The 20,977-nt window shown below is 68.1% G+C and carries 18 protein-coding genes; 9 read left to right on the top strand and 9 right to left on the bottom strand.

Annotation, left to right across the window (positions count from 1 at the left end):
- Positions 1-86: 86 nt before the first annotated feature.
- Positions 87-1,955: a bifunctional sugar phosphate isomerase/epimerase/4-hydroxyphenylpyruvate dioxygenase family protein gene (locus CNE_RS26945; RefSeq protein WP_013953459.1), complete on the top strand. Its 1,869-nt coding sequence runs from the start codon at positions 87-89 to the stop codon at positions 1,953-1,955.
- 45 nt (positions 1,956-2,000) lie between these two features.
- Positions 2,001-2,825, top strand: coding sequence for a BKACE family enzyme (locus CNE_RS26940; RefSeq protein ID WP_013953458.1), 825 nt, complete (start codon positions 2,001-2,003; stop codon positions 2,823-2,825).
- 17 nt (positions 2,826-2,842) lie between these two features.
- On the opposite strand, the gene CNE_RS26935 is transcribed toward CNE_RS26940, so the two are convergent.
- The 6 genes from CNE_RS26935 to CNE_RS26910 form a co-directional block, all read right to left on the bottom strand.
- A complete protein-coding gene (locus tag CNE_RS26935) occupies positions 2,843-3,733 on the bottom strand; it encodes a DMT family transporter (RefSeq protein WP_013953457.1) in 891 nt (296 codons plus the stop codon).
- 200 nt (positions 3,734-3,933) lie between these two features.
- Positions 3,934-5,115 (bottom strand): c-type cytochrome, encoded by a 1,182-nt coding sequence (locus CNE_RS26930; RefSeq protein ID WP_013953456.1) that lies wholly within the window; start codon positions 5,113-5,115, stop codon positions 3,934-3,936.
- Positions 5,116-5,146: 31 nt separating this feature from the next.
- The gene (locus CNE_RS26925) at positions 5,147-6,025 is read right to left on the bottom strand and encodes an ABC transporter ATP-binding protein (RefSeq protein WP_013953455.1); all 879 of its coding nucleotides are present in this window, start codon (positions 6,023-6,025) and stop codon (positions 5,147-5,149) included.
- Positions 6,019-7,077 carry an ABC transporter permease gene (locus tag CNE_RS26920; RefSeq protein WP_013953454.1) on the bottom strand — a complete coding sequence of 353 codons (1,059 nt, stop codon included), beginning with the start codon at positions 7,075-7,077 and terminating at the stop codon, positions 6,019-6,021. Before CNE_RS26920 ends, CNE_RS26925 begins: the two co-directional genes overlap by 7 nt.
- Before the next feature lie 4 nt (positions 7,078-7,081).
- Entirely contained in the window at positions 7,082-8,098 is a 1,017-nt protein-coding gene (locus CNE_RS26915) for an ABC transporter substrate-binding protein (protein ID WP_013953453.1), read from the bottom strand.
- 41 nt (positions 8,099-8,139) lie between these two features.
- Positions 8,140-9,237, bottom strand: coding sequence for an LLM class flavin-dependent oxidoreductase (locus CNE_RS26910; protein ID WP_013953452.1), 1,098 nt, complete (start codon positions 9,235-9,237; stop codon positions 8,140-8,142).
- A gap of 217 nt (positions 9,238-9,454) precedes the next feature.
- On the opposite strand from CNE_RS26910, the gene CNE_RS26905 reads away from it, so the two are divergent.
- The 3 genes from CNE_RS26905 (at position 9,455) to CNE_RS26895 (ending at position 13,016) form a co-directional block, all read left to right on the top strand.
- Complete coding sequence (locus tag CNE_RS26905; RefSeq protein WP_013953451.1) at positions 9,455-10,666, top strand: acyl-CoA dehydrogenase family protein; 1,212 nt, start codon at positions 9,455-9,457, stop codon at positions 10,664-10,666.
- A 113-nt stretch (positions 10,667-10,779) separates the two neighbouring features.
- The gene (locus CNE_RS26900) at positions 10,780-11,397 is read left to right on the top strand and encodes a cysteine dioxygenase family protein (RefSeq protein WP_013953450.1); all 618 of its coding nucleotides are present in this window, start codon (positions 10,780-10,782) and stop codon (positions 11,395-11,397) included.
- Entirely contained in the window at positions 11,394-13,016 is a 1,623-nt protein-coding gene (locus tag CNE_RS26895) for a rhodanese-related sulfurtransferase (RefSeq protein ID WP_013953449.1), read from the top strand. The genes CNE_RS26900 and CNE_RS26895 overlap by 4 nt, the downstream gene beginning before the upstream one ends.
- A gap of 70 nt (positions 13,017-13,086) precedes the next feature.
- Here the strand turns inward: CNE_RS26895 and CNE_RS26890 are convergent, their stop codons facing one another.
- Both CNE_RS26890 and CNE_RS26885 read right to left on the bottom strand, forming a co-directional pair.
- Positions 13,087-13,446, bottom strand: a complete 360-nt coding sequence (locus tag CNE_RS26890) for a type II toxin-antitoxin system PemK/MazF family toxin (protein ID WP_013953448.1) — start codon at positions 13,444-13,446, stop codon at positions 13,087-13,089.
- Positions 13,439-13,669 carry a hypothetical protein gene (locus tag CNE_RS26885; protein ID WP_013953447.1) on the bottom strand — a complete coding sequence of 77 codons (231 nt, stop codon included), beginning with the start codon at positions 13,667-13,669 and terminating at the stop codon, positions 13,439-13,441. The genes CNE_RS26890 and CNE_RS26885 overlap by 8 nt, the downstream gene beginning before the upstream one ends.
- A gap of 322 nt (positions 13,670-13,991) precedes the next feature.
- Between CNE_RS26885 and CNE_RS26880 the strand changes: the two genes are divergently transcribed.
- The 4 genes from CNE_RS26880 to CNE_RS26865 all read left to right on the top strand — a co-directional run bounded on the left by CNE_RS26880 (position 13,992) and on the right by CNE_RS26865 (position 20,353).
- A complete protein-coding gene (locus tag CNE_RS26880; RefSeq protein WP_041228682.1) occupies positions 13,992-14,396 on the top strand; it encodes a hypothetical protein in 405 nt (134 codons plus the stop codon).
- 216 nt (positions 14,397-14,612) lie between these two features.
- Positions 14,613-16,067: a TolC family protein gene (locus tag CNE_RS26875; RefSeq protein ID WP_013953445.1), complete on the top strand. Its 1,455-nt coding sequence runs from the start codon at positions 14,613-14,615 to the stop codon at positions 16,065-16,067.
- Between the two features lie 2 nt (positions 16,068-16,069).
- Positions 16,070-17,230, top strand: a complete 1,161-nt coding sequence (locus CNE_RS26870) for an efflux RND transporter periplasmic adaptor subunit (RefSeq protein WP_013953444.1) — start codon at positions 16,070-16,072, stop codon at positions 17,228-17,230.
- A 6-nt stretch (positions 17,231-17,236) separates the two neighbouring features.
- A complete protein-coding gene (locus CNE_RS26865) occupies positions 17,237-20,353 on the top strand; it encodes an efflux RND transporter permease subunit (protein ID WP_013953443.1) in 3,117 nt (1,038 codons plus the stop codon).
- Positions 20,354-20,606: 253 nt separating this feature from the next.
- Here the strand turns inward: CNE_RS26865 and CNE_RS26860 are convergent, their stop codons facing one another.
- Positions 20,607-20,972, bottom strand: coding sequence for a hypothetical protein (locus tag CNE_RS26860; RefSeq protein WP_013953442.1), 366 nt, complete (start codon positions 20,970-20,972; stop codon positions 20,607-20,609).
- Between the last annotated feature and the right edge of the window lie 5 nt (positions 20,973-20,977).

The raw sequence follows: 20,977 nt of genomic DNA, 5'->3' as shown, positions 1-20,977 counted from the left end.
CGCACGACTACGCGCGAATTGTGGTTGTTGACGGGCCGGCTCGCTCCTAACCTTTGGGGCAATACCGTCGCCACCTCGCAATCGCCATGACCGCAGCCCGCAGGCCTCTCCCGAAATCGATCGCCACCGTCTCGCTGTCCGGCACGCTGCCGGAAAAACTGGAAGCCGCCGCGGCCGCGGGCTTCGACGGCGTAGAGATCTTCGAGAACGACCTGCTGCATTTCGACGGCTCACCGGCCGAGGTGCGCCGCATGGCGGCCGACCTCGGCCTGCAGATCCTGCTCTACCAGCCGCTGCGCGACTTCGAGGCCATGCCGGATGACCTGTTTGTCCGCAATATGGCGCGCGCCGAACGCAAGTTCGACGTGATGGAGCAGCTTGGCGCGGAGATGGTGCTGGTGTGCAGCAATGTGCAGGAGGTGGCCATCGACGACCCCACCCGCGCTGCCGCCGACCTGCGCCGGATGGCAGAGGCCGCCGCGCAGCGCGGGCTGCGCGTCGGTTACGAGGCGCTTGCCTGGGGCCGCCATACGCGCCTCTGGCGGCAAGCGTGGGACATCGTGCAGCGCGCCGACCACCCCGCGCTGGGGCTGGTGCTGGACAGCTTCCATACGCTGTCACTGGGCGATTCGCTGCAGGGCCTGGACGTTGTGCCGGCGGACAAGATCTTCTTTGTGCAACTGGCCGATGCGCCACGCCTGTCGATGGACGTGCTGTCGTGGAGCCGCCACTACCGCAATTTTCCCGGGCAGGGCGACCTGCCGGTGACCGATTTCGCCCGCGCCGTGCTGCAGGCAGGCTACAACGGGCCGTTGTCGCTGGAGGTCTTCAACGACGACTTCCGCGCGGCGCCGGCACGGCTGACCGCGCAAGACGGGCTGCGCTCGCTGATCTGGCTGGAGTCCGAGGCGGGCGGCACGCCGCTGCCTGCGCCGCCGGTGCTGGACGGCGTGGACTTCGTCGAGTTTGCCGTCGATTACGTGGCTGGCCGCGAACTCGCGCAACGGCTGGAATCGCTTGGCTTTGCCCATGCCGGCCGCCATCGCTCCAAGGCGGTCGACCTGTACCGCCAGGGCGGCGTCAACCTGATCCTGAATGCCGAGCAGGACAGCGCCGCCGCCGAGCACTTCCAACTGCACGGCCCGTCGGTGTGCGCCATCGGCCTGAAAGTGGACGACGCACGCCGCGCCGTGGCGCGCGCCCGCACGCTGCTGTGCAAGGAGTGGCGTGAGCCGGTGGGGCCCGACGAGCGCGTGATCCCGGCGCTGCGCTCGCCCGACGGCATGCTGTTCCACCTGATCGACGACCGCGACGCCGACCGCAGCATCTATGAGAGCGACTTCGTGCTCGATACGCCCGTGGGAACCGTCCACCACGGCGCAGGGTTGTCCGCCATCGACCATATCGCGCAGGCGCTGCCGGCGAACCGGCTCGACAGCTTCGTGCTGTTCTACCGCTCGGTGTTCGCCATGCAGCCGGAGGCCGTGCATGAGATCGCCGATCCGTATGGCCTGGTGAAGAGCCGCGCCATGGTCAGCCCCGGCCAGCATGTTCGCATCCCGCTCAACGTGTCCGAGAGCGGCCGCACCGCCACCGGGCGCTTTGTCGCCGCTTACGCGGGCTCGGGCGTGCACCACATCGCCTTCCGGTCGGAACGCATCGGGCAGACGCTGGAAGCCATCGACCGCACCCGCGCCGCGATGCTCCACGTGCCGGACAACTACTACGACGACGTGGCCGCGCGGCTCGCGCTCGACGACGCGCTGCTGGAACGCCTGCAAGGTCTCGGCCTGCTCTACGACCGCGACGCCCACGGTGAATTCCTGCATGCCTACACCGAGCCGTTCCACGAACGGTTTTTCTTCGAACTCGTGCAACGCAGCGGCTACACCGGCTACGGCGCGGTCAACGCTTCGGTGCGCATGGCCGCACAGGCGCAGCTGCGGCACAGCTGAACATCATCGTCACCCGCTCACAACATTCCCTACAGGAGACATTCCATGCAAGAGCCGTGCATCATTTCCGTGGCCATCACCGGTTCCGTGCCGCGCAAGAAAGACAACCCGGCCGTGCCCATTTCGGTGGCTGAACAGATCGAAAGCACGCACGCCAGCTATGAGGCCGGCGCCACGCTGGTTCACCTGCACGTGCGCGACGAACTGGAAAATTCGAGCTCCGATCCGACACGATTCGCCGCGCTGCAGGAAGGCATCCGCAAACACTGCCCGGGCATGATCGTGCAGTTCTCCACCGGCGGACGCGGCCGCGAGGCCAGCCAGCGCGGCGCGATGCTCCATCTGCGGCCAGACATGGCTTCGCTTGCCACCGGCTCGGTCAACTTTCCCACCAGCGTCTACGAAAACCCGCCGGACTTCGTGCGCACGCTGGCCACCACGATGCGGGAATTCCACGTCAAGCCGGAAATCGAGATCTTCGACCTGGCGATGCTCTACAACACGGCGGAACTGGTGAAAGAAGGGCTGATCGCGGCACCGCCGCACGTGCAGTTCGTGTTCGGCATCCGCAATGCGCTGCCGGCGCGGCGCGAGATCCTGGCGTTCCAGGTCGAGCAACTGCAAACGCTGTTGCCGGGCGCGACATGGACGGCCGCCGGCATCGGCCGCCACCAGCTGGAAGTCAATCACTGGACGCTGGAGCTCGGCGGGCACTGCCGTACCGGTCTGGAAGACAACATCCGCTGGGACAAGGACACACTGGCGGCCAGCAACGCGCAACTGGTTGGCCGCGTGGCGCAGCTTTGCTGGCAGTACGGCCGGGCGGTAGCAACGCCGGCACAGGCGCGGTCGCTGCTCGGGCTGGACTGACGGCGGCAGCGGGGCGGCTATGTCGCCCCGACGGGCCGCCCCGGCAGTTCCCGGTCGCGGGCCGCCGCCACAGTGCCACCCACGCCGCTGGCGGCGATCAACGCAACGCCGAGCACGGACCACGCATCGGGCAGATAGGCGAATGCCAGCCAGCCGCCAAGCATCGCAAAGGCGATCTGCAGGTAGAGATAAGGGGTAAGCAGGCTGACCGGCGCGCGCGCATAGGCAAGGACCAGGAACAGATGGCCGGCGGTGCCGGCGAGCGCCATGCCAGCGAGCAGGCACCAGTGCAATGCCGTGAGTTGCGAGGTCCATGCGCTCGGCAGCGCTGCCGAGAGCAGCACCGTGGCAACGCAGCCTGTATAGAAGTGCGTGGTTCCGACGCCATCGGCACGGGTCAGCACGCTGGTCAGCAACTGGTATGCGGCATTGGACAGCACTGCCCCCAGCGGCAACAGCATCGCGGGCTGCAGGCCGGCGCCCGGCCGGATCACCACCAGGGCCCCGACAAATCCCGTCAACAGGAAGAGCCATCGCACGGCCGACACGCGTTCGCCAAGCATGGCCGCCGCGGCCAGCGCCATCGCCAGCGGCGTCAGGCTCACAACGGCGGTGAACTCGCCTACCGGCAGGACTTGCAGGCTGAAGAACGCGCATCCGCTGGACAGCAGCATCGCCACCGCACGCGCGCACTGCAGCAGCGGCCGGCGCGTGCGCAGCAGGGCGCGGCCGCGAGCCGGCAGCAACACCGCGCCGGTCAGCGCCGCCTGCGCCAGGTAGCGCAGCCATAGCGCCATCACGACTGGCACGGCCGCGCCGGCGATCTTTGTCAGCGTGTCGAGCGCAGCGAAGCAGGCTACCGCCGCCACTATCAGCAGGATGCCTTGCAGTTCCCGGGCCCCTCTCATGGGGCTCACGCCGCAGGCCGGCCAGCTGCGCTTGCCACGGCCATCCCTGTCTGCATCATGTCACCGATCCACGTTGGCTTTGTCTTCGTGCGCAGGTTACTGGCAGGAGCGAGGGCAATCAGCGCAATGGATGGAAAGTCAGAATTCGCTGGCAGCGAATAATCCGGGAGGACGACGGCCAAGGCGCGCGGTGGACGCGATCAATGGATAAAGCCGCCCTTGACGAAGCGCACCGGCTCGGCGTCCATGCGCAAGAGCAGGGCGGTCAGGCCATCTGCTGGTTCCGCAGCATTGCGCGGGGTGTTGGCGCTGGGCCCTGATACGCACACGAGGTCTGCATCGGACCATTGCCGGCCGGGCGCACCACGCGCGCGCAGCCACCCGGTGCGGTCAGCCAGCAACTGGGTGCCTGCCAGCCGTGCGGGCGATTCACCGGCGATTGCCGCCACCGCCTGCCACGCATGCGGCGACGTGGCCGTGCAGCCGGCGCGAAAGCGCGGCACCTGCGCCGGCGGGCGCCCGTCGGGCGTGACCAGCACGGTCAGGAAGCGGGGATCCTCATACGGCAGCGGAGCCGCCCCGTCGACAGCCACCAGCCGCACGCGCTGGTCCGCGCGCCACTGCGACAGTGCCAGAGGCGCGGCATCGACGCAGCGGACGGCCATTTCCGGCAGCCGCAGCGGTACCGGCCAGTTGCCGTCGGCACCGGCGCCGCTGCCAGCCGACAGCGCCTTCATGTAGTCGATCACGGCCCAGGCCTCACTGTCGCCCAGGGTGTCGCGGAAGGCCGGCATGGTGGGCTGGCCATGACGGTCGCGCATACCGGCCAGCACATGCCAGAACAGCTCGCCATCGGCGCGGCGCGCCAGCAGCGGACTGACCAGCGTGGGCGGCCACTGCGCCAGGCTGGCGGCCAGCGGGCCTTCCCCGCGCCCGTCCGCGCCGTGGCAGTTGGCGCAATGCTGCGCATAGACCCGGGCGCCGAGCGCGATGGCGTCGACGGAGAAGCGGGTAGGGCTGGCGTGAAAGCTGGTCGGCGCGGCTGGCACCAACAGCAGCGCTGCGCTGGGCCAGGGAGCCGCCACCAGAGCGAGCGCGCCGGCGGCAAGCAGTACGCCGCGCTGGCGTCTCCAAGCCAGCGCGGCGGTAATGGCCAGCACGGCAAAGACAAGGGCGCACAGGCTCAGGCCGACCTGGCGCGCGAGGCCCAGGTCGATCAGCAGGGTTTCGCCCGCCACGCGCCGTGCCCACGGCCACGCGGGCTGGCCGTGGCTGTCGCCGGTCAGGCCAAGGGCATGCCACAGCGACAGCAAGCCAAGCTGGAGTTTCTCGATCAGGACCAGCAGTCCATTGAGCCATGCCTGCGGCGGCGGGCCGCTCATCTGGCGGCCCGCGAAGTGAAGCGCAACGCCATTACCAGCTCGCGTCCAGCCCCAGGTGGCGCAGCGCTTCGTGCCGCAGCCCGGTCAGCCGCGGATCGCCGCGATGGCGCGGGTAGGGCAGGTCGACCCGGATCTCCGCCGTGATGCGTGCCGGACGCTGGCTGAAGATGATCACGCGCTGCGCCAGGAACAGCGCTTCCTCCACGTCGTGGGTGACCAGCAGCGCCGAAAAGCGCGAACGTTGCCACAGTTCGACCAGGTCGCTCTGCATCGCCAGCCGCGTCAATGAGTCTAGTTTGCCCAGCGGCTCGTCCAGCACCAGCAGGCGCGGATCGTTGACCAGCGCGCGCGCCAGCGCCACGCGCTGCGCCATGCCGCCGGAGAGCTGGTGCGGGAAGGCGCGGGCGAAGGTTTCCAGCCCTACGCGCCGCAGCGCGTCATCCACGCGCGGACGCTGGCTTGCCAGCACGCCGCGCGCCTGCAGGCCCAGCGCGACGTTGTCCCATACGCGCCGCCACGGATACAGCGTGGGGTCCTGGAACACCACGATGCGCGAGGGGTCAGGCTCGGTGATCGGGGTGCCGTCCTGCAGGATCTCGCCGGAGGCGGGCTGGTCCAGCCCTGCCACCAGCCGCAGCAGCGTGGACTTGCCGCAACCGCTGGGTCCCAGCAGCGCGACGAATTCGCCCGGTGCGACGCTCAGGTCGACGTCGTCCAGCACCTGCAGCCGGTCGCTGCCGCTGCCGAACCAGTGACTGACCTGATGGATGTCGATGCGGGCACCGGTCAGGGTTTCCGGGTTGTCGTCTGTCGCCGCGTTAACTCCCCTCTCCCGCGTGCGGGAGAGGGGAGCCTTCTTCACGTGCGTGTAGGGTCTCGATGCTTTCAACCGCTCAACAACACTCACCATTTCACCGTCCCCTTCTGCCACGACAGCACGCGGTCACGCGCCACGAACAGCAGCGTGATCACGCCCGAGAACAGCAGCGCCATCACGATCAGCGCCGCATACATATTGACGTACGAAGCCCAGCCCTGCGCCCACGTCAGGTACCAGCCCAGGCCCGACTTCACGCCCATCATCTCCGCCGTCACCAGCACCGAGAACGAAGCGCCCAGCCCCATGAACAGGCCGACGAATACCTGCGGCAGCGCCGCCGGGATCGCCACGCGCAGCACCAGGAACCAGCCCGAGGCGCCCAGGGTGCGCGCCACGTCGTAGTAGCTCTTGTTGACGCCGGCCACGCCTGACCAAGTCAGCACCGCGACTGGGAAGGCGGTGGCCAGCGCGATCAGGAACACCGCGGCTGAATAGCTCGACGGGAAGAAGTAGAAAGTCAGCGGCAGCAGCGCGGTTGACGGCAGCGGGCCCAGCACGCGCAGCACCGGATGCACCCAGTAGCCGATGCGGCGCGACCAGCCGATCGACACCCCCACCAGAAAGCCGGCCAGTCCGCCATAGGCTACGCCCAGCCCGAGCAGCCTGAGCGTGTTCAGCACGCTGTCGCCCAGCCGCCTCCAGTCGTCGGCATAGACCTCGATCAGCGCCTGTGGCGGCGCGAAGAAGGGCGTGGGCAGGATGGCGGTTTTGGCGGTCAGGATTTCCCACGCGGCCAGGGACACGGGCAGCGCCACCAGCCACGGGCCGGCGGCGCGCAGCGCGGCCAGCGCGCGTTGCGCCGCCCGGACCCGCTGGCCGGCCAGCGCAACCAGTGCCAGCAACGCGGCGCCTGCCAGCGCGGCGATGCCCAGTTCCGCCGTATAGGCCCAGTCGCTGAAGCCGACCGCCTGGTTGGGCCACAGCCACGTCAGGGCGCCGAACGCGGCCCACGCCAGCGCGGCGAGGATGCCGGTGGCCCAGACCGGGCCGGACGCGCGCGCGCTCGCGGCGGCATGCGGCACGGGGGCCGCGGCTGGCTTGCGCGCCAGCCCGGCGTCGAATGCAGGTTGGCTTGTCGTCATGGCATCACCCCAGGACATTGGCGTAGACGTGCTGCGCCAGGCGTTTGGCATCGGTGGTCTTCTTCAGCACGCCGATGCGGCGGAAATCATCGGCGTAGAAGGCGATCTCGTCGCGCAGGTCGACGCCGGTCGGGTGGTGGGTATAGGTGAGCGTGGCGTAGAGCTTGCGCAGGTCTTCCGGGTTGATCTTGGGCGAGTACTTGGCGAAGACCCTGGCGGCCTCGTTGGGGTTCTCGTTGACGTAGTCGGTGGCCTGCACGATGGCGCGCGCCAGCGACGTGGCGGCAGGGCGGTCGTTGCGCACCAGCTCGCCGCGGGCGCCGACCACGCAGCAGACCTTGCGCGCGTACTCGCCGGTGAGGTTGGTGGCCAGTTCCACGTAGGCGCCGTTGGTGCGCTTTTCCAGCAGGTAGAGGTTGGGGTCGCCGTCGGCAATCGCCTGGATCTCGCCCTTGTCCACCGCCACGCCCAGCAGGTCGGCCGGGTACTGGCGCCAGGTGATGTCCTTGTCCGGGTCGATGCCGTTCTTGGCCAGCAGGATGGTGAAGAAGTGCTTGCCCGGTGCCGCCAGGTCGCTGACGCCGACGGTCTTTCCCTTCAGCTGCTGCAGGCTGGTGACCCCCGCCGCTTTCGATCCCACCAGCCGCACGCAGCCGCCGTGCGAGCTGCCGATGATCTTGACGTCGAAGCCGGCTTCCAGCGGCTTGAGCCAGCGGTGGATCATGCCGACCGCGGCATCGGCCTTGCCGGTGGCGATCGATTCCAGCAACTGGTCGGTCGAGCCGCTGTAGTTGATCAGGTCGACCTGCAGGCCGTTCTTCTCGAAGAAGCCCTTCTCCTGCGCCACCACGATCGGCGTCAGGCAGAAGGAGTTCTGGTTCCACGCGAAGGTCAGCTTGCGCGGCGCCGACCAGGCCTGTCGGCCCAGGATCAGCGACGGCGCGGCGATGGCCGCGGCGCCGGCCAGCCGCAGCACGCTGCGCCGGCGCGGGTCGGCGTGATTGTTGTTGTCCTGGCTCATGGTGAAATTCCCCGTCTTCGTCGTGTTCTGTGGTGAGGCCGTCACGCGGCCTTGCGCTCCGCCTGCTGCGCGGCGTCGTGCTGCGCCACCAGCTCGCGCACGCGCGGGATCAGCTCGCGGCCATAGTCGATGGCGTCTTCCAGCGGATCGAAGCCGCGGATCAGGAAGGTGGTGACGCCCAGTTCGTAGTACGCCAGCAGGGCCTGCGCCACCTGCTCCGGCGTGCCGACCAGGCCGGTGGAGTTGGAGCGCCCGCCGGTCTCGCGCGCGATCGCGGTCCACAGGCGCTGGTCAACCCGGTCGCCTTTGTCGGCCGCCGCGAGCAGGCGCCGTGCGCCTTCGCTCTGCTGCGGGCCGCCGCGGCTGTAGCCGGCCTGCACGCGCAGGGCGCGGGTGCGCTCCAGGATGCTGTCGGCGCGGGCCCAGGCTTTTTCTTCGGTTTCGGCCAGCACCGGGCGGAACGACACCGAGAAGCGCACCGTGCGGCCGTGCTGCGCGGCTTCGGCACGCACGCGGCCGGTCAGCTCGCGCACCTGGTCGAGCGACTCGCCCCACAGTGCGTAGACGTCGGCATGCTTGCCGGCGACGGCCAGCGCGGCTTCGGAGGCGCCGCCGAAATAGATCGGCACATGCGGCTGCTGCGCGGGCTTGACCTCTGAGAAGCCCTGCGTAAAGCGATAGAACTGGCCTTCGTGGTCGAACGGCGCGGGCTCGGTCCAGATGCGGCGCAGGATATGCAGGTACTCGTCGGTGCGCGCATAGCGCTGATCATGGTCGAGGAAGTCGCCGTCGCGCTGCTGCTCGCTGTCCGACCCGCCCGAGATGAAGTGCACCCCGAGGCGGCCGCCGCTGAACTGGTCGAGCGTGGCGATCTGGCGCGCGGCCAACGTCGGTGCGGTAAAGCCGGGGCGGTGCGCCAGCATGAAGTGGATGCGCTCGGTCACGCTGGCTGCGTAGGCGATGGTCAGCGTGGCCGACGGCCCGGTGGAATGGTGCGGCACCAGGATGCGGTCAAAGCCGGCCTGCTCGTGGGCCTGGGCAAAGGCGCGCACATAGTCGCGATCGATCACCGGACCTGACGGCGGATGGATCTCGGACTGCTTCTGGCTCTGGATCATGCCGATGAAATCGACGCTCATGCGCGCTCTCCTGTGTTCGGTGAGGGCGGCAGCGTGACCGCCCGGATGGTGTTGGACTGAGGCAGAAAGTACGACAGGCGCGCGCGCTCGCTAACGAATAAAAACGACGGTCCATATTCAATAAGCGTCGTTTTCGTAATGCGGTGCCGGCGCTACGCTAGGCGGCATTCGGTGCGGGCAGCGCGCCTCGTCATCATCCTTCCCGGAGTCTTTTTCCATGTCATTAACGTCTACCCTGCGCAGGCTGCCCAGCAGCGAAGCGCACCTTGGCGAGGTGCTGGCCGGACTGTCCGCGCGCTTTGCCGCCAGTGCCGGCGCGCACGATGCCGCTGCCAGCTTTCCGCACGACAACTTTGCGCAGCTGCATGCCAATGGCCTGGTTGCGCAGGTGGTGCCGCACGCGCAGGGCGGCGGCGGGGCGGGCCTGGCGCAGGCGCGCCGCATCGTGGCCGCGGTGGCGGGCGGCGACGCCGCAACCGCGCTGGTGCTGACCATGACCTACCTGCAGCACCGCGCGATCGCCCGCGCCGATTCGCACTGGCCGCAGACCGTGCGCGACCAGGTCTTTGCCAGCACGGTGCAGGACGGTGCGCTGATCAACGCGTTGCGGGTGGAACCGGAACTGGGATCGCCGGCACGCGGCGGCCAGCCGGCCACGGTGGCCACGCGCGTGGCCGACGGTTGGCGCATCAGCGGGCGCAAGCTGTACAGCACCGGCATCCCGGCGCTGCGCTGGCTGGCGGTCTGGGCGCGTACCGACGAGCCGCAGCCGCGCGTGGGCGTGTTCCTGGTGCCCGGACCGGCGGCCGGCATCGCGGGCGTGCGCATCGTCGAAAACTGGAACCACCTTGGCCTGCGCGCTTCAGGCAGCCATGAGACCGTGCTCGACAACGTCTGGATCCCGCCTGACCACGCGGTCGATATCCGCCCGCCGTCAGCATGGACGCCGGCCGGTGCCAGCCAGGCCGACATCGACGCCAACGCCGACCAGCAGGCCTGGATGATCGTGCTGCTGGGCAGCCTCTATGACGCGGTGGCACGCACTGCCGCCGCATGGATCGGCGAAATCGTTCGCGAGCGCGCGCCCGGCAGCCTGGGCGCGCCGCTGGCCACGCTGCCGCGCGTGCAGGAAGCCATCGGCGAGATCGCCGCGTTGCTGCGGGCCAATCAGGTGTTGCTGGACGATGCCGCGACGCGCACCGACGCGGGCGAGGCGCCCACGCCGGCCGACAGCGGGCTGCTCAAGTACACCGTGACCGGCAATGCGATCCACGCGGTGGAGCTGGCGCTTCAGCTCTCGGGCAACCACGGCCTGAGCCGCAACAACCCGCTCGAGCGCCACTACCGCGACGTGCTATGCAGCCGCATCCATACGCCGCAGAACGATTCCATCCTGGTCGCCGCCGGGCGTGCGCAGCTTGGCCTGTAAGCGCGGGCCTGCCTGGCCGTGCTATGTTTGCAGCAGCACCGCCCCAAAGAGGGCCGCGCCGCAGGCGCCCGGCGCGCCGGCAAACCAGAACGAGACACTTCGGAGTCATTCCCATGGGCAGCACCCCCACCCCCGACAGGCTCGCGCCGCTGCGCGACTTCATCACCGGCCTGGCCGAGCTGCTGGACCAGCACCCGGACGAGCCCCGCATCCTGCGCGAAGGCGGGGCGCTGCTGGCAAAGCTGGTCGCGCGCGACGACTGGCTGCCCGAAGCCTGGGCCCAGTCGCATCCCGAGTACTACCAGCAGCACCTGCTGCATTGCGATTCCGCCGAACGCTTCTCGGTCGTCAGCTTTGTCTGGGGGCCGGGCCAGCGCACGCCCATCCACGACCACACCGTTTGGGGCCTGATCGGCATGCTGCGCGGCGCGGAAGACTCGCAGCCGTTCGCGCTCGACGCCGGCGGCCGGCCTGTACCGCATGGCGACGCCGTGCGCTTGCTGCCCGGGCAGGTCGAGGCCGTGTCGCCCACGGTCGGCGATATCCACCTTGTCAACAACGTGCATGACGACCGCGTCTCGGTCAGCATCCATGTGTACGGCGCCAATATCGGTGCGGTGCGCCGTTCGGTCTATGCCGAGGACGGCACGCGCAAGCCCTTTGTCTCCGGCTATTCCAACCGGACCCTGCCCAACCTGTGGGACCGTTCCCGCGAAGTCGCCCAGTCATGACCACGATTACTGCTACGCAAGCCGCACCGGCCTTTCCGACGTACTCGCGCGACGCGGTGCGCAAGGCGCTGCTTAGCCGCGACGAGATCGCCTTGATCGACGTGCGCGAGGAAGATCCCTTCGCGCAGGAACACCCGCTGTGGGCGGCCAATTTCCCGCTGTCCAGGCTTGAGATCGAGGCGTGGGCGCGCATCCCGCGCCGCGACACGCTGATCGTCGTCTACGGCGAACATGCCGGCACTGACCTGGCGCCGCGCGCCGCGGCCGTATTGCGCGAGCTGGGCTATACGCGCGTGCACCTGCTGGAAGGCGGACTGCGCGCCTGGATCGACGACGGCGGCGAGGTGTTCCGCGACGTCAACGTGCCGAGCAAGTCGTTCGGCGAAGTCGTGGAAGCCAGGCGCCACACGCCGTCGCTGGCCGCCGAGGAAGTGCAGGCATTGATCGACACCAAGGCCGATGTGGTGATCGTCGATGCGCGCCGCTTCGACGAGTACCAGACCATGAGCATTCCCACCGCGACCAGCGTGCCGGGCGCGGAACTGGTGCTGCGCGTGCGCGAGCTGGCGCCTGACCCGCACACGCGCGTGATCGTCAACTGCGCCGGGCGCACCCGCAGCATTATCGGCACGCAGTCGCTGGTCAACGCGGGCATTCCCAACCAGGTGGCGGCGCTGCGCAACGGCACCATCGGCTGGACCCTGGCCGGCCAGCAACTGGACCACGGTGCCAGCCGCCGCGCCCCCGCCGCGGTCAGCGACGCCAACCGCGACAGCGCCCGCCGCGGCGCGCGCGAGATCGCCGACCGGGCCGGCGTGCGCCGCATTGCGCTGGCCCAGATCGAAACGCTGCAGCAGCCCGGCCGCACCGTGTACCGCTTCGATGTGCGCACGCCGGAGGAATTTGGCGACGGCCACCTGCCGGGCTTTGTCAACGCGCCGGGCGGCCAGTTGGTGCAGGAGACCGACCATTCCGCTCCGGTGCGCGGTGCGCGCATTGTGCTGGCGGATGATGACGACGTGCGCGCCAGCATGACCGGCTCATGGCTGGCGCAGATGGGTTGGGACATCTGGGTGGTGGAACCGGTGGCGGCGGCAGAGCGCAGCGAAACCGGCGCGGTCAGCGCACCGGTGCCGGCGTCAGCGCCGGTATCGACCGTCACTGCAGCCGAACTGGCGACGTGGCTTGACGCAGGCGATGGCAGCACCGCTGTTCTCGACTTCACCACCAGCGCCAACTACGTCAAGCGCCATATTCCCGGCGCGTACTTCGTCATTCGCGCGCAACTGGCCGACGCGCTGCCACGCATCCCGCAGCCCAGGCGCTACGTGTTCACCTGCGGTTCGAGCCTGCTGGCGCGCTTTGCCGCTGCCGACCTGCGGCGCCAGACCCATGCGGAAGTGTTCGTGCTGGAAGGCGGCACCCAGGCATGGATCGCCGCGGGACTGCCGCTGGAAAGCGGGGAAACGCGCCTGGCTTCGGAACGCACCGACCGCTACCGCCGGCCGTATGAGGGCACCGACAACCCGCGCGAGGCGATGCAGGGCTACCTGGACTGGGAGTTCGGCCTGATCGCGCAACTGGAGCGCGACGGGACGCATGGGTTCAGGGTGGTGTAGGGCCGCTGCATGATATTCACTGACGCTGCATATCATGCAGCGAGGCTGGCGACGGGCGAGACCGGAAGGCCTAAAGGCGGAGCAGCAGACGCATGGCCTCTTCCACCTTGCGCAGGTGATTGGGCGCCAGCGTGGCTACCGGCCGGCCGCCCATGAACCGGCGATTGGACACCGCGCGGACCTGGTCGATCAACAGGTCCGTCTCATGGGCCAGGCCAGGCAGCTTGCCCAGCGCGACCCGCAACGGAAAGCAATCCTCGCGCTCGATTTGCGATGTGCCCGGCACGATGATCGTGGTCAGGTGGCCGGCGTCGTTGAGCAAATCCGTCTGGATGACCAGCGCCGGCCGGTTGCGCTTGGCCGGCTCTTCCCGATGGGTCTGTGGATTGAGGTCGACCTCCCAGATCTGCCCGCGCTTCAGCTCAGTCAAGCCCGTCTCCGCCCGATCCGTCCATGTCTTCACTGGCGGCAAGGTGCTTTGCCGAGAGCTTGCGGGAAAGCATGGCGATACGGGAGGCCATTTCCCGCTCGTTTTTCTCGCGCACGGCATCGCGGATGTAGTCGGAAGTTTTTTTTCCCGATGCCTTGGCCAGCGCGCGAGTCTGGTCGGCCAGTTCTTCGCCGGCGCGGAAGGACAATGTCGTTCCTTGCATGAATGGCTCCGTACTTGGGTAATACGGAAGTATAGCGCTCATTTGTCTCTCATTTTTGTATTACAAAACCACTAACAGATGGATGCTCAGACCGGCTTACAGGGTTTGGAAGCAGTGACCAGAGCGTAGTTGGGGGAGCGAATTGGGCAGAAATTAGAGGAGTCTGAAAGCCCTTGCAGGCGCCGATCTCTCTGCAGCAAGGGAACGAACGTAACGATTCCCTGTCAATCGTAATCGTTACGTTACAATGCTGTCCTGCAGCATCCCACCGGCCAGCCCCGACAGCGGGCCCCGGCAGCGATGCCGTCATGCCCCCGATCCAATGCGACTGTTGTTCCTCCTGCTGACTGCCATGTGCTTGTCGCTGCTCTCCTTCGGAGCAGTGGCGGACGCGCGCGCGGCGTTGCAGGCGCAGGCCAGCGTTGACCTGGTGGACCTGGCGGCGGTGCAGCCTGTCGACGACCTGGGCCGGATCATCGTGCCCGGCGACGACGGCTTGCATGACGACGATATCTGCGACGACCCACCCCCCGGGTATTGCAATATCTGGTCGGCGGACCTGCTCGATCCCCTCGACCTGCTCGACGAGATCGAGGAATCCAGTGCCCTGATTGCCTTGCCGCCAGTGAAGCTGCTGCTGCCTTCTGGCGACGTCGCCCAGCATCCGCCTGGCCGCGCCGAGCCGCCGCCTTCGGCCTTCTTCCGGCCACCCATTTCCCGCGCCTGAGCGTTTCCTGCGCCCGCACCGCACGCGCTGCCGCATGCAGCCGCCGTGCCGTGGGCCGCGCCCCCTTGTCTGATATCGCCAGCCTGCCTGCTGCCTGACCGCGCGGGCAAGCCGCTGCCGTTGTGCGTCCTGCCGTGATTGCGTCCAAGTGACCGCTCGCCCCGGGGCGAGCGGCAGCATGGCGACAGGCAGCCGTATTGCTTGCTTTCCCGACTCATGACAACAACCAAGCTGACCCTGATCGCGTCGCTTTCGCTGATCGCGCTCGCCGCTGCCCCGGCCCATGCCGGCGCGCAAGGCGGGGTGTCCCCGAAGCCAACGGACGCGGCCGGTGCCGCGCCTGCCGCCCCCGCACTCCTGACCAAACCTGCTGCCGCACCCATGCCGGGCTCCGCCATCCTGGCGGCCACGGCGGTGCCCAAGCCCGCATCCGCCGTATCGGCCGGCGCCCAGGCGGGGCCCGCCTACTCGCTGCCCCAACTGCTCGACCTGGCCCAGTCCACCAACAAGGGCGTGGCCGCCGCCGAGGCCGGTGTCGATGCCGCCAGCGCCGCCATCAGCAGCGCGCGTGCCTATCCCAACCCGCAGGTGGAGGTGATGTACGGCCGCTTGTCCGGCAAGCAGCCGGGCGTGACCAGCGGCAATGCGCCCAGCTACGCCGTGGTGCAGAAGCTGGACTACCCGCACCAGCGCAGCCTGCGCGAGGCCATGGCCACCCGCGGGCTGGAGTCGTCGCAGGCCATGCGGCAAGGCTTCCGGGCCGACCTGGCCGCCCGCGTGAAGACCTCCTACTACGACGTGCTGCGCCGCGAGAGCGAGCTGCATGCCGCCGAGGAAGACCTGGCGATGATGCGCCAGATCCATTCGCGGGCGCGGCTGCGCGTGGAGGTGGGCGAGGCGCCGCGCTATGAACTGATCAAGGCCGAGACCGAACTGCTGGCTTCGCAGAAGAACCAGCAGACCGCCGAGTTGCGCGTCAACCAGGCCAAGGCCGCGCTGCGCCAGCAGGTGGGCGGTGCCATGCCGGGCCAGTATTCGCTGGCCGGCTCCCTGGGCCAGTCGCCCGACGTGCCGCCGCTGCCGGTGCTGCGCGACACCATGACCGCCAGCAATGCCGAACTGGTCCAGCGCCGCATGGAGCTGGAGCGCGCACAGCTGGGCGTGAACTACCAGAAGTCGCTGCGCTGGCCCGAGGTGGCGGTGCGCGCCAGCACCGACCGCCAGCCTGACAACAACGTCTCGCAGATCGGCCTGGTCCTGACCATCCCGCTGTGGGACCGCCGCAGCGGCCCGGTGGGCGAAGCCACGGCGCAGGCCACGCAGGCGCGCAGCGCCCTGGAAGCGCGTGAGTTCGAGCTGACGCAGGAGCTGGAGGCCGCCTACCGCCAGTACGAGATCAACCAGGCCCAGGTGACGGCGCTTGAGTCTGGCATCGTGCGCGAGGCCGAGTCGGCGCTGGGCGTGGCCGAATCCGCCTACCGCTTCGGCGAGCGCGGCATCCTGGACTACCTCGATGCCCAGCGCGTGCTGCGCGGCGCGCGCAATGAGCTGATTGCCGCCCAGTACGACGTGCAGGTGGCCGCCATCCAGATCGAAAAGCTTATGTCGACCGCCCCGGGCGCTACCGCAGCGCCGGGCCTGCAGCCGACCTCCACCATCGAACAGAAATAACCATGCGTCTCAATTTCCTGCTTTCGCTGACGGCCGCTGCCGTCCTGACGTTCAGCCTGGCGGCCTGCTCCGACAAACCTGAACCCGTTGCCGAAGCGCCCAAGTTGCCGCCGGGCGTGATCCAGCCCGAGGGCAACCTGCAGAAGGGGCTGAAGGTGGCGCCGGTGGCCACCTCCCCGTTCAGCGAGATGCTGCGCGTGGCCGGCCGTGTCGACTTCGACGAGCAGCGCGTGGCGCGCATCGGCGCCAGCGTGACCGGCCGCGTGACCGACCTCTATGCCACCCTGGGCCAGGAAGTGAAGGCCGGCCAGGTGCTGGCGCGCCTGCACAGCAGCGAGCTGGGCGCGGCGCAGATGGCCTTCCTGAAGAGCGAGGCCCAGACCGAGCTGCAGGGCCGCAACGCCGAGCGTGCGCGCCAGCTGTTTGCCGCCGACGTGATCGGCCGCGGCGAGCTGCAGCGCCGCGAGAGCGAACTGGCGATTGCCTCGGCCGAGATGCGCGCCTATCGCGACCAGCTACGCGTGCTGGGCATGTCGCAGGCATCGATCGCCGATCTGGCCAGGAGCGGCAGCATCAATTCGCATTCGCCGGTGTTTTCCAGCATCAGCGGCACCGTGGTCGAGCGCAACGTGGCGCAAGGACAGGTGGTGCAGCCGGCCGATGCGCTCTATACCGTGGCAGACCTGTCGCGCGTATGGGTGGTGGCCGAAGTGCCAGAGCAGCAGGCCGCCCAGGTGGCCGAAGGGCAGAGCGTTGACATCGAGGTGCCTTCGCTTGGCAACGGTGCGGGCAGCAAGAACATTACCGGCAAGCTGATCTACGTCGGCCGCACGGTCAACCCGCAGTCGCGCACGGTGCTGGTCCGTACCGAGCTGGAGAACCGCGAAGGCCGCCTCAAGCCTGCCATGCTGGCCAGCATGCTGATCGCCGGCAAGCCGGTCGACCAGCTGGTGATCCCGGCCGCCTCGGTGGTGCGCGATGGCAATGACGAGCTGGTCTATGTCGAGATGCCGGGCAACAAGTACCGTCTCACCAAGGTCAAGCTGGGCGCCGAGAGCGACGGCATGCGCGTGGTGCAGAACGGTGTGAAGGCCGGCGACCGCATCGTGGTCGATGGCGCCTTCCATCTCGACAACGAGCGCAAGCGCCTCGAGCAAGGGTAATCGGCCATGATGAAATCCCTAGTCGAAGCCGCCATCAAGCAGCGGCTGGTGGTGTGCGTGATTGCCGTGGTGCTGTTCTTCTTCGGCCTGCGCGCTGCCACCAAGCTGTCGGTGGATGCTTTCCCCGATGTCACCAACGTGCAGGTGCAGATCGCCACCGAAGCCGCGGGCCGCTCACCCGAGGAAGTCGAGCGTTTTGTCACCGTGCCGGTGGAAATGGCCATGACCGGCCTGCCCGGACTGGAAGAGATGCGCTCGCTGAACAAGGCGGGCCTGTCGCTGATCACGCTGGTGTTTACCGATGCCACCGACGTGTACTTTGCCCGCCAGCTGGTGATGGAGCGCCTGATCGAAGTGGGCGGGCGCATGCCGGAAGGCGTGTCGCCGGTCCTGGGCCCGGTTTCCACCGGCCTGGGCGAGGTCTACCAGTACACGCTGGACCGTGCCGACGACGGCAACCGCGAACTGACGCAGGAAGAGCTGGCCGAGCGCCGCATCGCCCAGGACTGGGTGGTGCGCCCGCTGCTGCGCTCGATTCCGGGCGTGGCCGAGATCAACTCGCAGGGCGGCTACGTGCGCCAATATCAGGCGCTGGTCAACCCGGAACGCATGCGCCACTACCAGATCTCGACCCAGCAGGTCTATGAGGCGCTGGCGCGCAACAACGCCAACTCCGGCGGCGGCGTGCTGCCGCACTATGCCGAGCAGTACCTGATCCGCGGCGTGGGCCTGGCCCGCGGCGTGGATGACCTGGGCAGCATCGTGCTCAAGGAGATCAACGGCACGCCGGTGTACCTGCGCGACGTGGCCAACGTCACCATCGGGCATGAGGTGCGGCAGGGCGCGCTGGTCAAGAACGGGCAGACCGAGGCGGTCGGCGGCATCGTCATGATGATGCGCGGCGGCAATGCCAAGGAGGTGGTCAGCCGCGTGAAGGCACGCGTGGCCGAGATCAACGAGCGCGGCATGCTGCCGGGCAAGCTGCAGATCGTGCCGTACTACGATCGCAGCGAACTGGTCGACTCCGCACTGTGGACCGTGACCAAGGTGCTGCTGGAAGGCGTGGTGCTGGTGGTGATCGTGCTGTTCCTGTTCCTGGGCGACGTGCGTTCGTCGCTGATCGTGCTGGCCACGCTGGTATTGACGCCCTTGCTGACCTTCATGGTGATGAACGAGGTGGGCCTGTCGGCCAACCTGATGTCGCTGGGGGGGCTGGCCATTGCCATCGGCCTGATGGTCGACGGCTCGGTGGTGGTGGTCGAGAACGCGTTCGAGCGGCTCGGCCACAAGGAGCCGGGCCTCACCAAGACCGAGATCCTGGTCAAGGCCGTGCAGGAAGTGGCCACGCCGGTGATCGTGGGCGTGGGCATCATCATCCTGGTGTTCCTGCCGCTGATGACGCTGTCGGGGATGGAAGGCAAGATGTTTGCGCCGCTGGCGTTCACCATCTCGATCGCATTGGCGATCTCGCTGTTCCTGTCGCTGACGCTGTCGCCGGTGCTGTCGTCGTACCTGCTCAAGGGCGGCGCGGAGCACGACACGCATGTGATCGCCTTCATGAAGCGCCACTACCTGCGCCTGCTGCACTGGGCGCTGGGCAACAGCCGCAAGACGGTGCTCTGCGCGGTGGCAGCTTTCGTCGCCACGCTGGCGATCGTGCCGCTGCTGGGCACCTCGTTCATTCCGGAAATGAAGGAAGGCTCGATCGTGCCGGCGATCGACCGCGTGCCCAATATCTCGCTGGAAGAGTCGATCAAGCTGGAGAAGGAAGCCAACAAGCTGGTGCTGAGCGTGCCGGGCGTGAAGTCGGTAGTGTCCGGCGTGGGCCGCGGCGAAAGCCCGGCCGACCCGCAGGGCCAGAACGAGTCGACCCCGATCGCCAGCCTGAAGGACCGCGACGAGTGGCCCGACGGCTGGACCCAGGACGATATCGCCAACGCCATCCGCGACAAGCTCAAGGCCATTCCCGGCGTGCAGATCGTGATGGCGCAGCCGATCTCGGACCGCGTCGACGAAATGGTCAGCGGCGTGCGTTCGGACGTGGCGGTGAAGGTGTTCGGCGACGACCTGGACAAGCTGCGCGAGCTGGCGGGCGAGATCGCCCGCGTGGCCGGCGGCATCCAGGGCTCGCAGGACATTCGCATCGAGCGCGTGTCGGGGCAGCAGTACCTGTCGATCGAGATCGACCGCCAGGCGATTGCGCGATACGGGCTGAACGTGTCCGACATCCATGACGTGATCGAGATCGCCATCGGCGGCAAGCGCGCCACGGACATCTTCGAAGGCGAGCGCCGCTTTGCCGCGGCGGTGCGCCTGCCGGAGGAGTTCCGCAACAACGAGCAGGCCATCCGGCAGCTGCTGGTGTCCACGCCCAACGGCACCCAGGTGCCGCTGCAGAGCGTGGCCAGGATCGAGGTCAACGACGGCCCGGCCCAGATCAGCCGCGAAATGGCCAAGCGCCGCGTGGTGGTGATGATCAACGTGAAGGACCGTGACCTCGGCGGCTTCGTGGCCGAGCTGCAGCAGGCCACCGGCGCCAAGGTGAAGCTGCCCGAAGGCTACTACCTGGAGTGGGGCGGTCAGTTCCAGAACATGGAACGCGCCATGGGCCACCTGAAGATCATCGTGCCGGTGACCATTGCCGCGATCTTCTTCCTGCTGTTCCTGCTGTTCAACTCGCTGCGCTTTGCCACGCTGATCATCACGGTGCTGCCGTTTGCCTCCATCGGCGGCATCATCGGGTTGTTCGTTACTGGCGAATACCTGTCGGTGCCGGCCTCGGTAGGCTTTATCGCGCTGTGGGGCATGGCGGTGCTGAACGGGGTGGTGCTGGTGTCGTATATCCGCACGCTGCGCGACTCGGGTTTGTCGGTCGATGAGGCGGTGGTGCAGGGCGCGACTCAGCGTTTCCGCCCGGTGATGATGACCGCGACCATTGCGATGCTGGGCCTGGTGCCGTTCCTGTTCTCGACGGGGCCGGGCTCGGAGGTGCAGCGTCCGCTGGCGGTGGTGGTGATCGGCGGGTTGATTACGTCGACGCTGCTGACGCTGGTGATGGTGCCTACGCTGTATCGCTGGTTTGATGATCGCAGGCCGGATCCGACCAGGGATGTGCCGGTGTAAGGCGACATCGTCTCGCGTCCCGCTGGTTTGCTCCCCTCTCCCGCTTGCGGGAGAGGGGCAGGGGGTGAGGATAGGCACTGGCATACCGACAGGCATCACTTCGTCGACAGGCCCGCCCTCACCCCAGCCCTCTCCCGCAAGCGGGAGAGGGAGCACCCAATCGGTAGTCTGTGCGGCGCATGCTTGCCGGTATCTTCAAGACAAACGCCCCATGCTTGGCATGGGGCGTTTCTTTTTTGCACAGCCGCCTTATTCAATAACCGTAATACGGCTGCTGCTGTTCGTAATACCCCGGCGGCTGCGGACCGCAAGGCACGTAGGCACGGTCGTAGTCGCGGTAGCAATAGCCTGGCGGCGCTGCCGGCGGTGCGTATGAGACGGGAGCCGGCGCGTAGGTCACCGGCGCCGGGGCGTAGGTGACAGGGGGCGGTGCCGCCATGACTGGCGCCGAAGCCAGGGCCGCGCCAAAGGCCAGGCCGACCAGGGCGCCGACAGCCAGCATCGCTCCGGCATTCGAGCCGCCGCCGTGGTGGTAGCGGTCGCGCGCCGACGCCGGGCCGGCTGCCACCAGCGCCACGCTCAGGGCAACCGCTGAAACGATTCGGGTGGAGGGGCGCATATCGG

The organism is Cupriavidus necator N-1, from assembly GCF_000219215.1.
GTDB classification, from domain to species: Bacteria; Pseudomonadota; Gammaproteobacteria; order Burkholderiales; family Burkholderiaceae; genus Cupriavidus; species Cupriavidus necator.
Note: the sequence above shows the minus strand (reverse complement) of the source record. Positions and strands in the feature narration are given on the sequence as shown.

Coding starts and splice junctions, on each gene's coding strand:
- CNE_RS26875 (WP_013953445.1), top strand. CDS start 14,613: ATGACAACAACCAAGCTGACCCTGATCGCGTCGCTTTCGCTGATCGCG.
- CNE_RS26895 (WP_013953449.1), top strand. CDS start 11,394: ATGACCACGATTACTGCTACGCAAGCCGCACCGGCCTTTCCGACGTAC.
- CNE_RS26940 (WP_013953458.1), top strand. CDS start 2,001: ATGCAAGAGCCGTGCATCATTTCCGTGGCCATCACCGGTTCCGTGCCG.
- CNE_RS26860 (WP_013953442.1), bottom strand. CDS start 20,972: ATGCGCCCCTCCACCCGAATCGTTTCAGCGGTTGCCCTGAGCGTGGCG.
- CNE_RS26920 (WP_013953454.1), bottom strand. CDS start 7,077: ATGACGACAAGCCAACCTGCATTCGACGCCGGGCTGGCGCGCAAGCCA.
- CNE_RS26885 (WP_013953447.1), bottom strand. CDS start 13,669: ATGCAAGGAACGACATTGTCCTTCCGCGCCGGCGAAGAACTGGCCGAC.
- CNE_RS26870 (WP_013953444.1), top strand. CDS start 16,070: ATGCGTCTCAATTTCCTGCTTTCGCTGACGGCCGCTGCCGTCCTGACG.
- CNE_RS26945 (WP_013953459.1), top strand. CDS start 87: ATGACCGCAGCCCGCAGGCCTCTCCCGAAATCGATCGCCACCGTCTCG.
- CNE_RS26880 (WP_041228682.1), top strand. CDS start 13,992: ATGCGACTGTTGTTCCTCCTGCTGACTGCCATGTGCTTGTCGCTGCTC.
- CNE_RS26865 (WP_013953443.1), top strand. CDS start 17,237: ATGATGAAATCCCTAGTCGAAGCCGCCATCAAGCAGCGGCTGGTGGTG.
- CNE_RS26900 (WP_013953450.1), top strand. CDS start 10,780: ATGGGCAGCACCCCCACCCCCGACAGGCTCGCGCCGCTGCGCGACTTC.
- CNE_RS26910 (WP_013953452.1), bottom strand. CDS start 9,237: ATGAGCGTCGATTTCATCGGCATGATCCAGAGCCAGAAGCAGTCCGAG.
- CNE_RS26915 (WP_013953453.1), bottom strand. CDS start 8,098: ATGAGCCAGGACAACAACAATCACGCCGACCCGCGCCGGCGCAGCGTG.
- CNE_RS26930 (WP_013953456.1), bottom strand. CDS start 5,115: ATGAGCGGCCCGCCGCCGCAGGCATGGCTCAATGGACTGCTGGTCCTG.
- CNE_RS26925 (WP_013953455.1), bottom strand. CDS start 6,025: ATGGTGAGTGTTGTTGAGCGGTTGAAAGCATCGAGACCCTACACGCAC.
- CNE_RS26905 (WP_013953451.1), top strand. CDS start 9,455: ATGTCATTAACGTCTACCCTGCGCAGGCTGCCCAGCAGCGAAGCGCAC.
- CNE_RS26935 (WP_013953457.1), bottom strand. CDS start 3,733: ATGAGAGGGGCCCGGGAACTGCAAGGCATCCTGCTGATAGTGGCGGCG.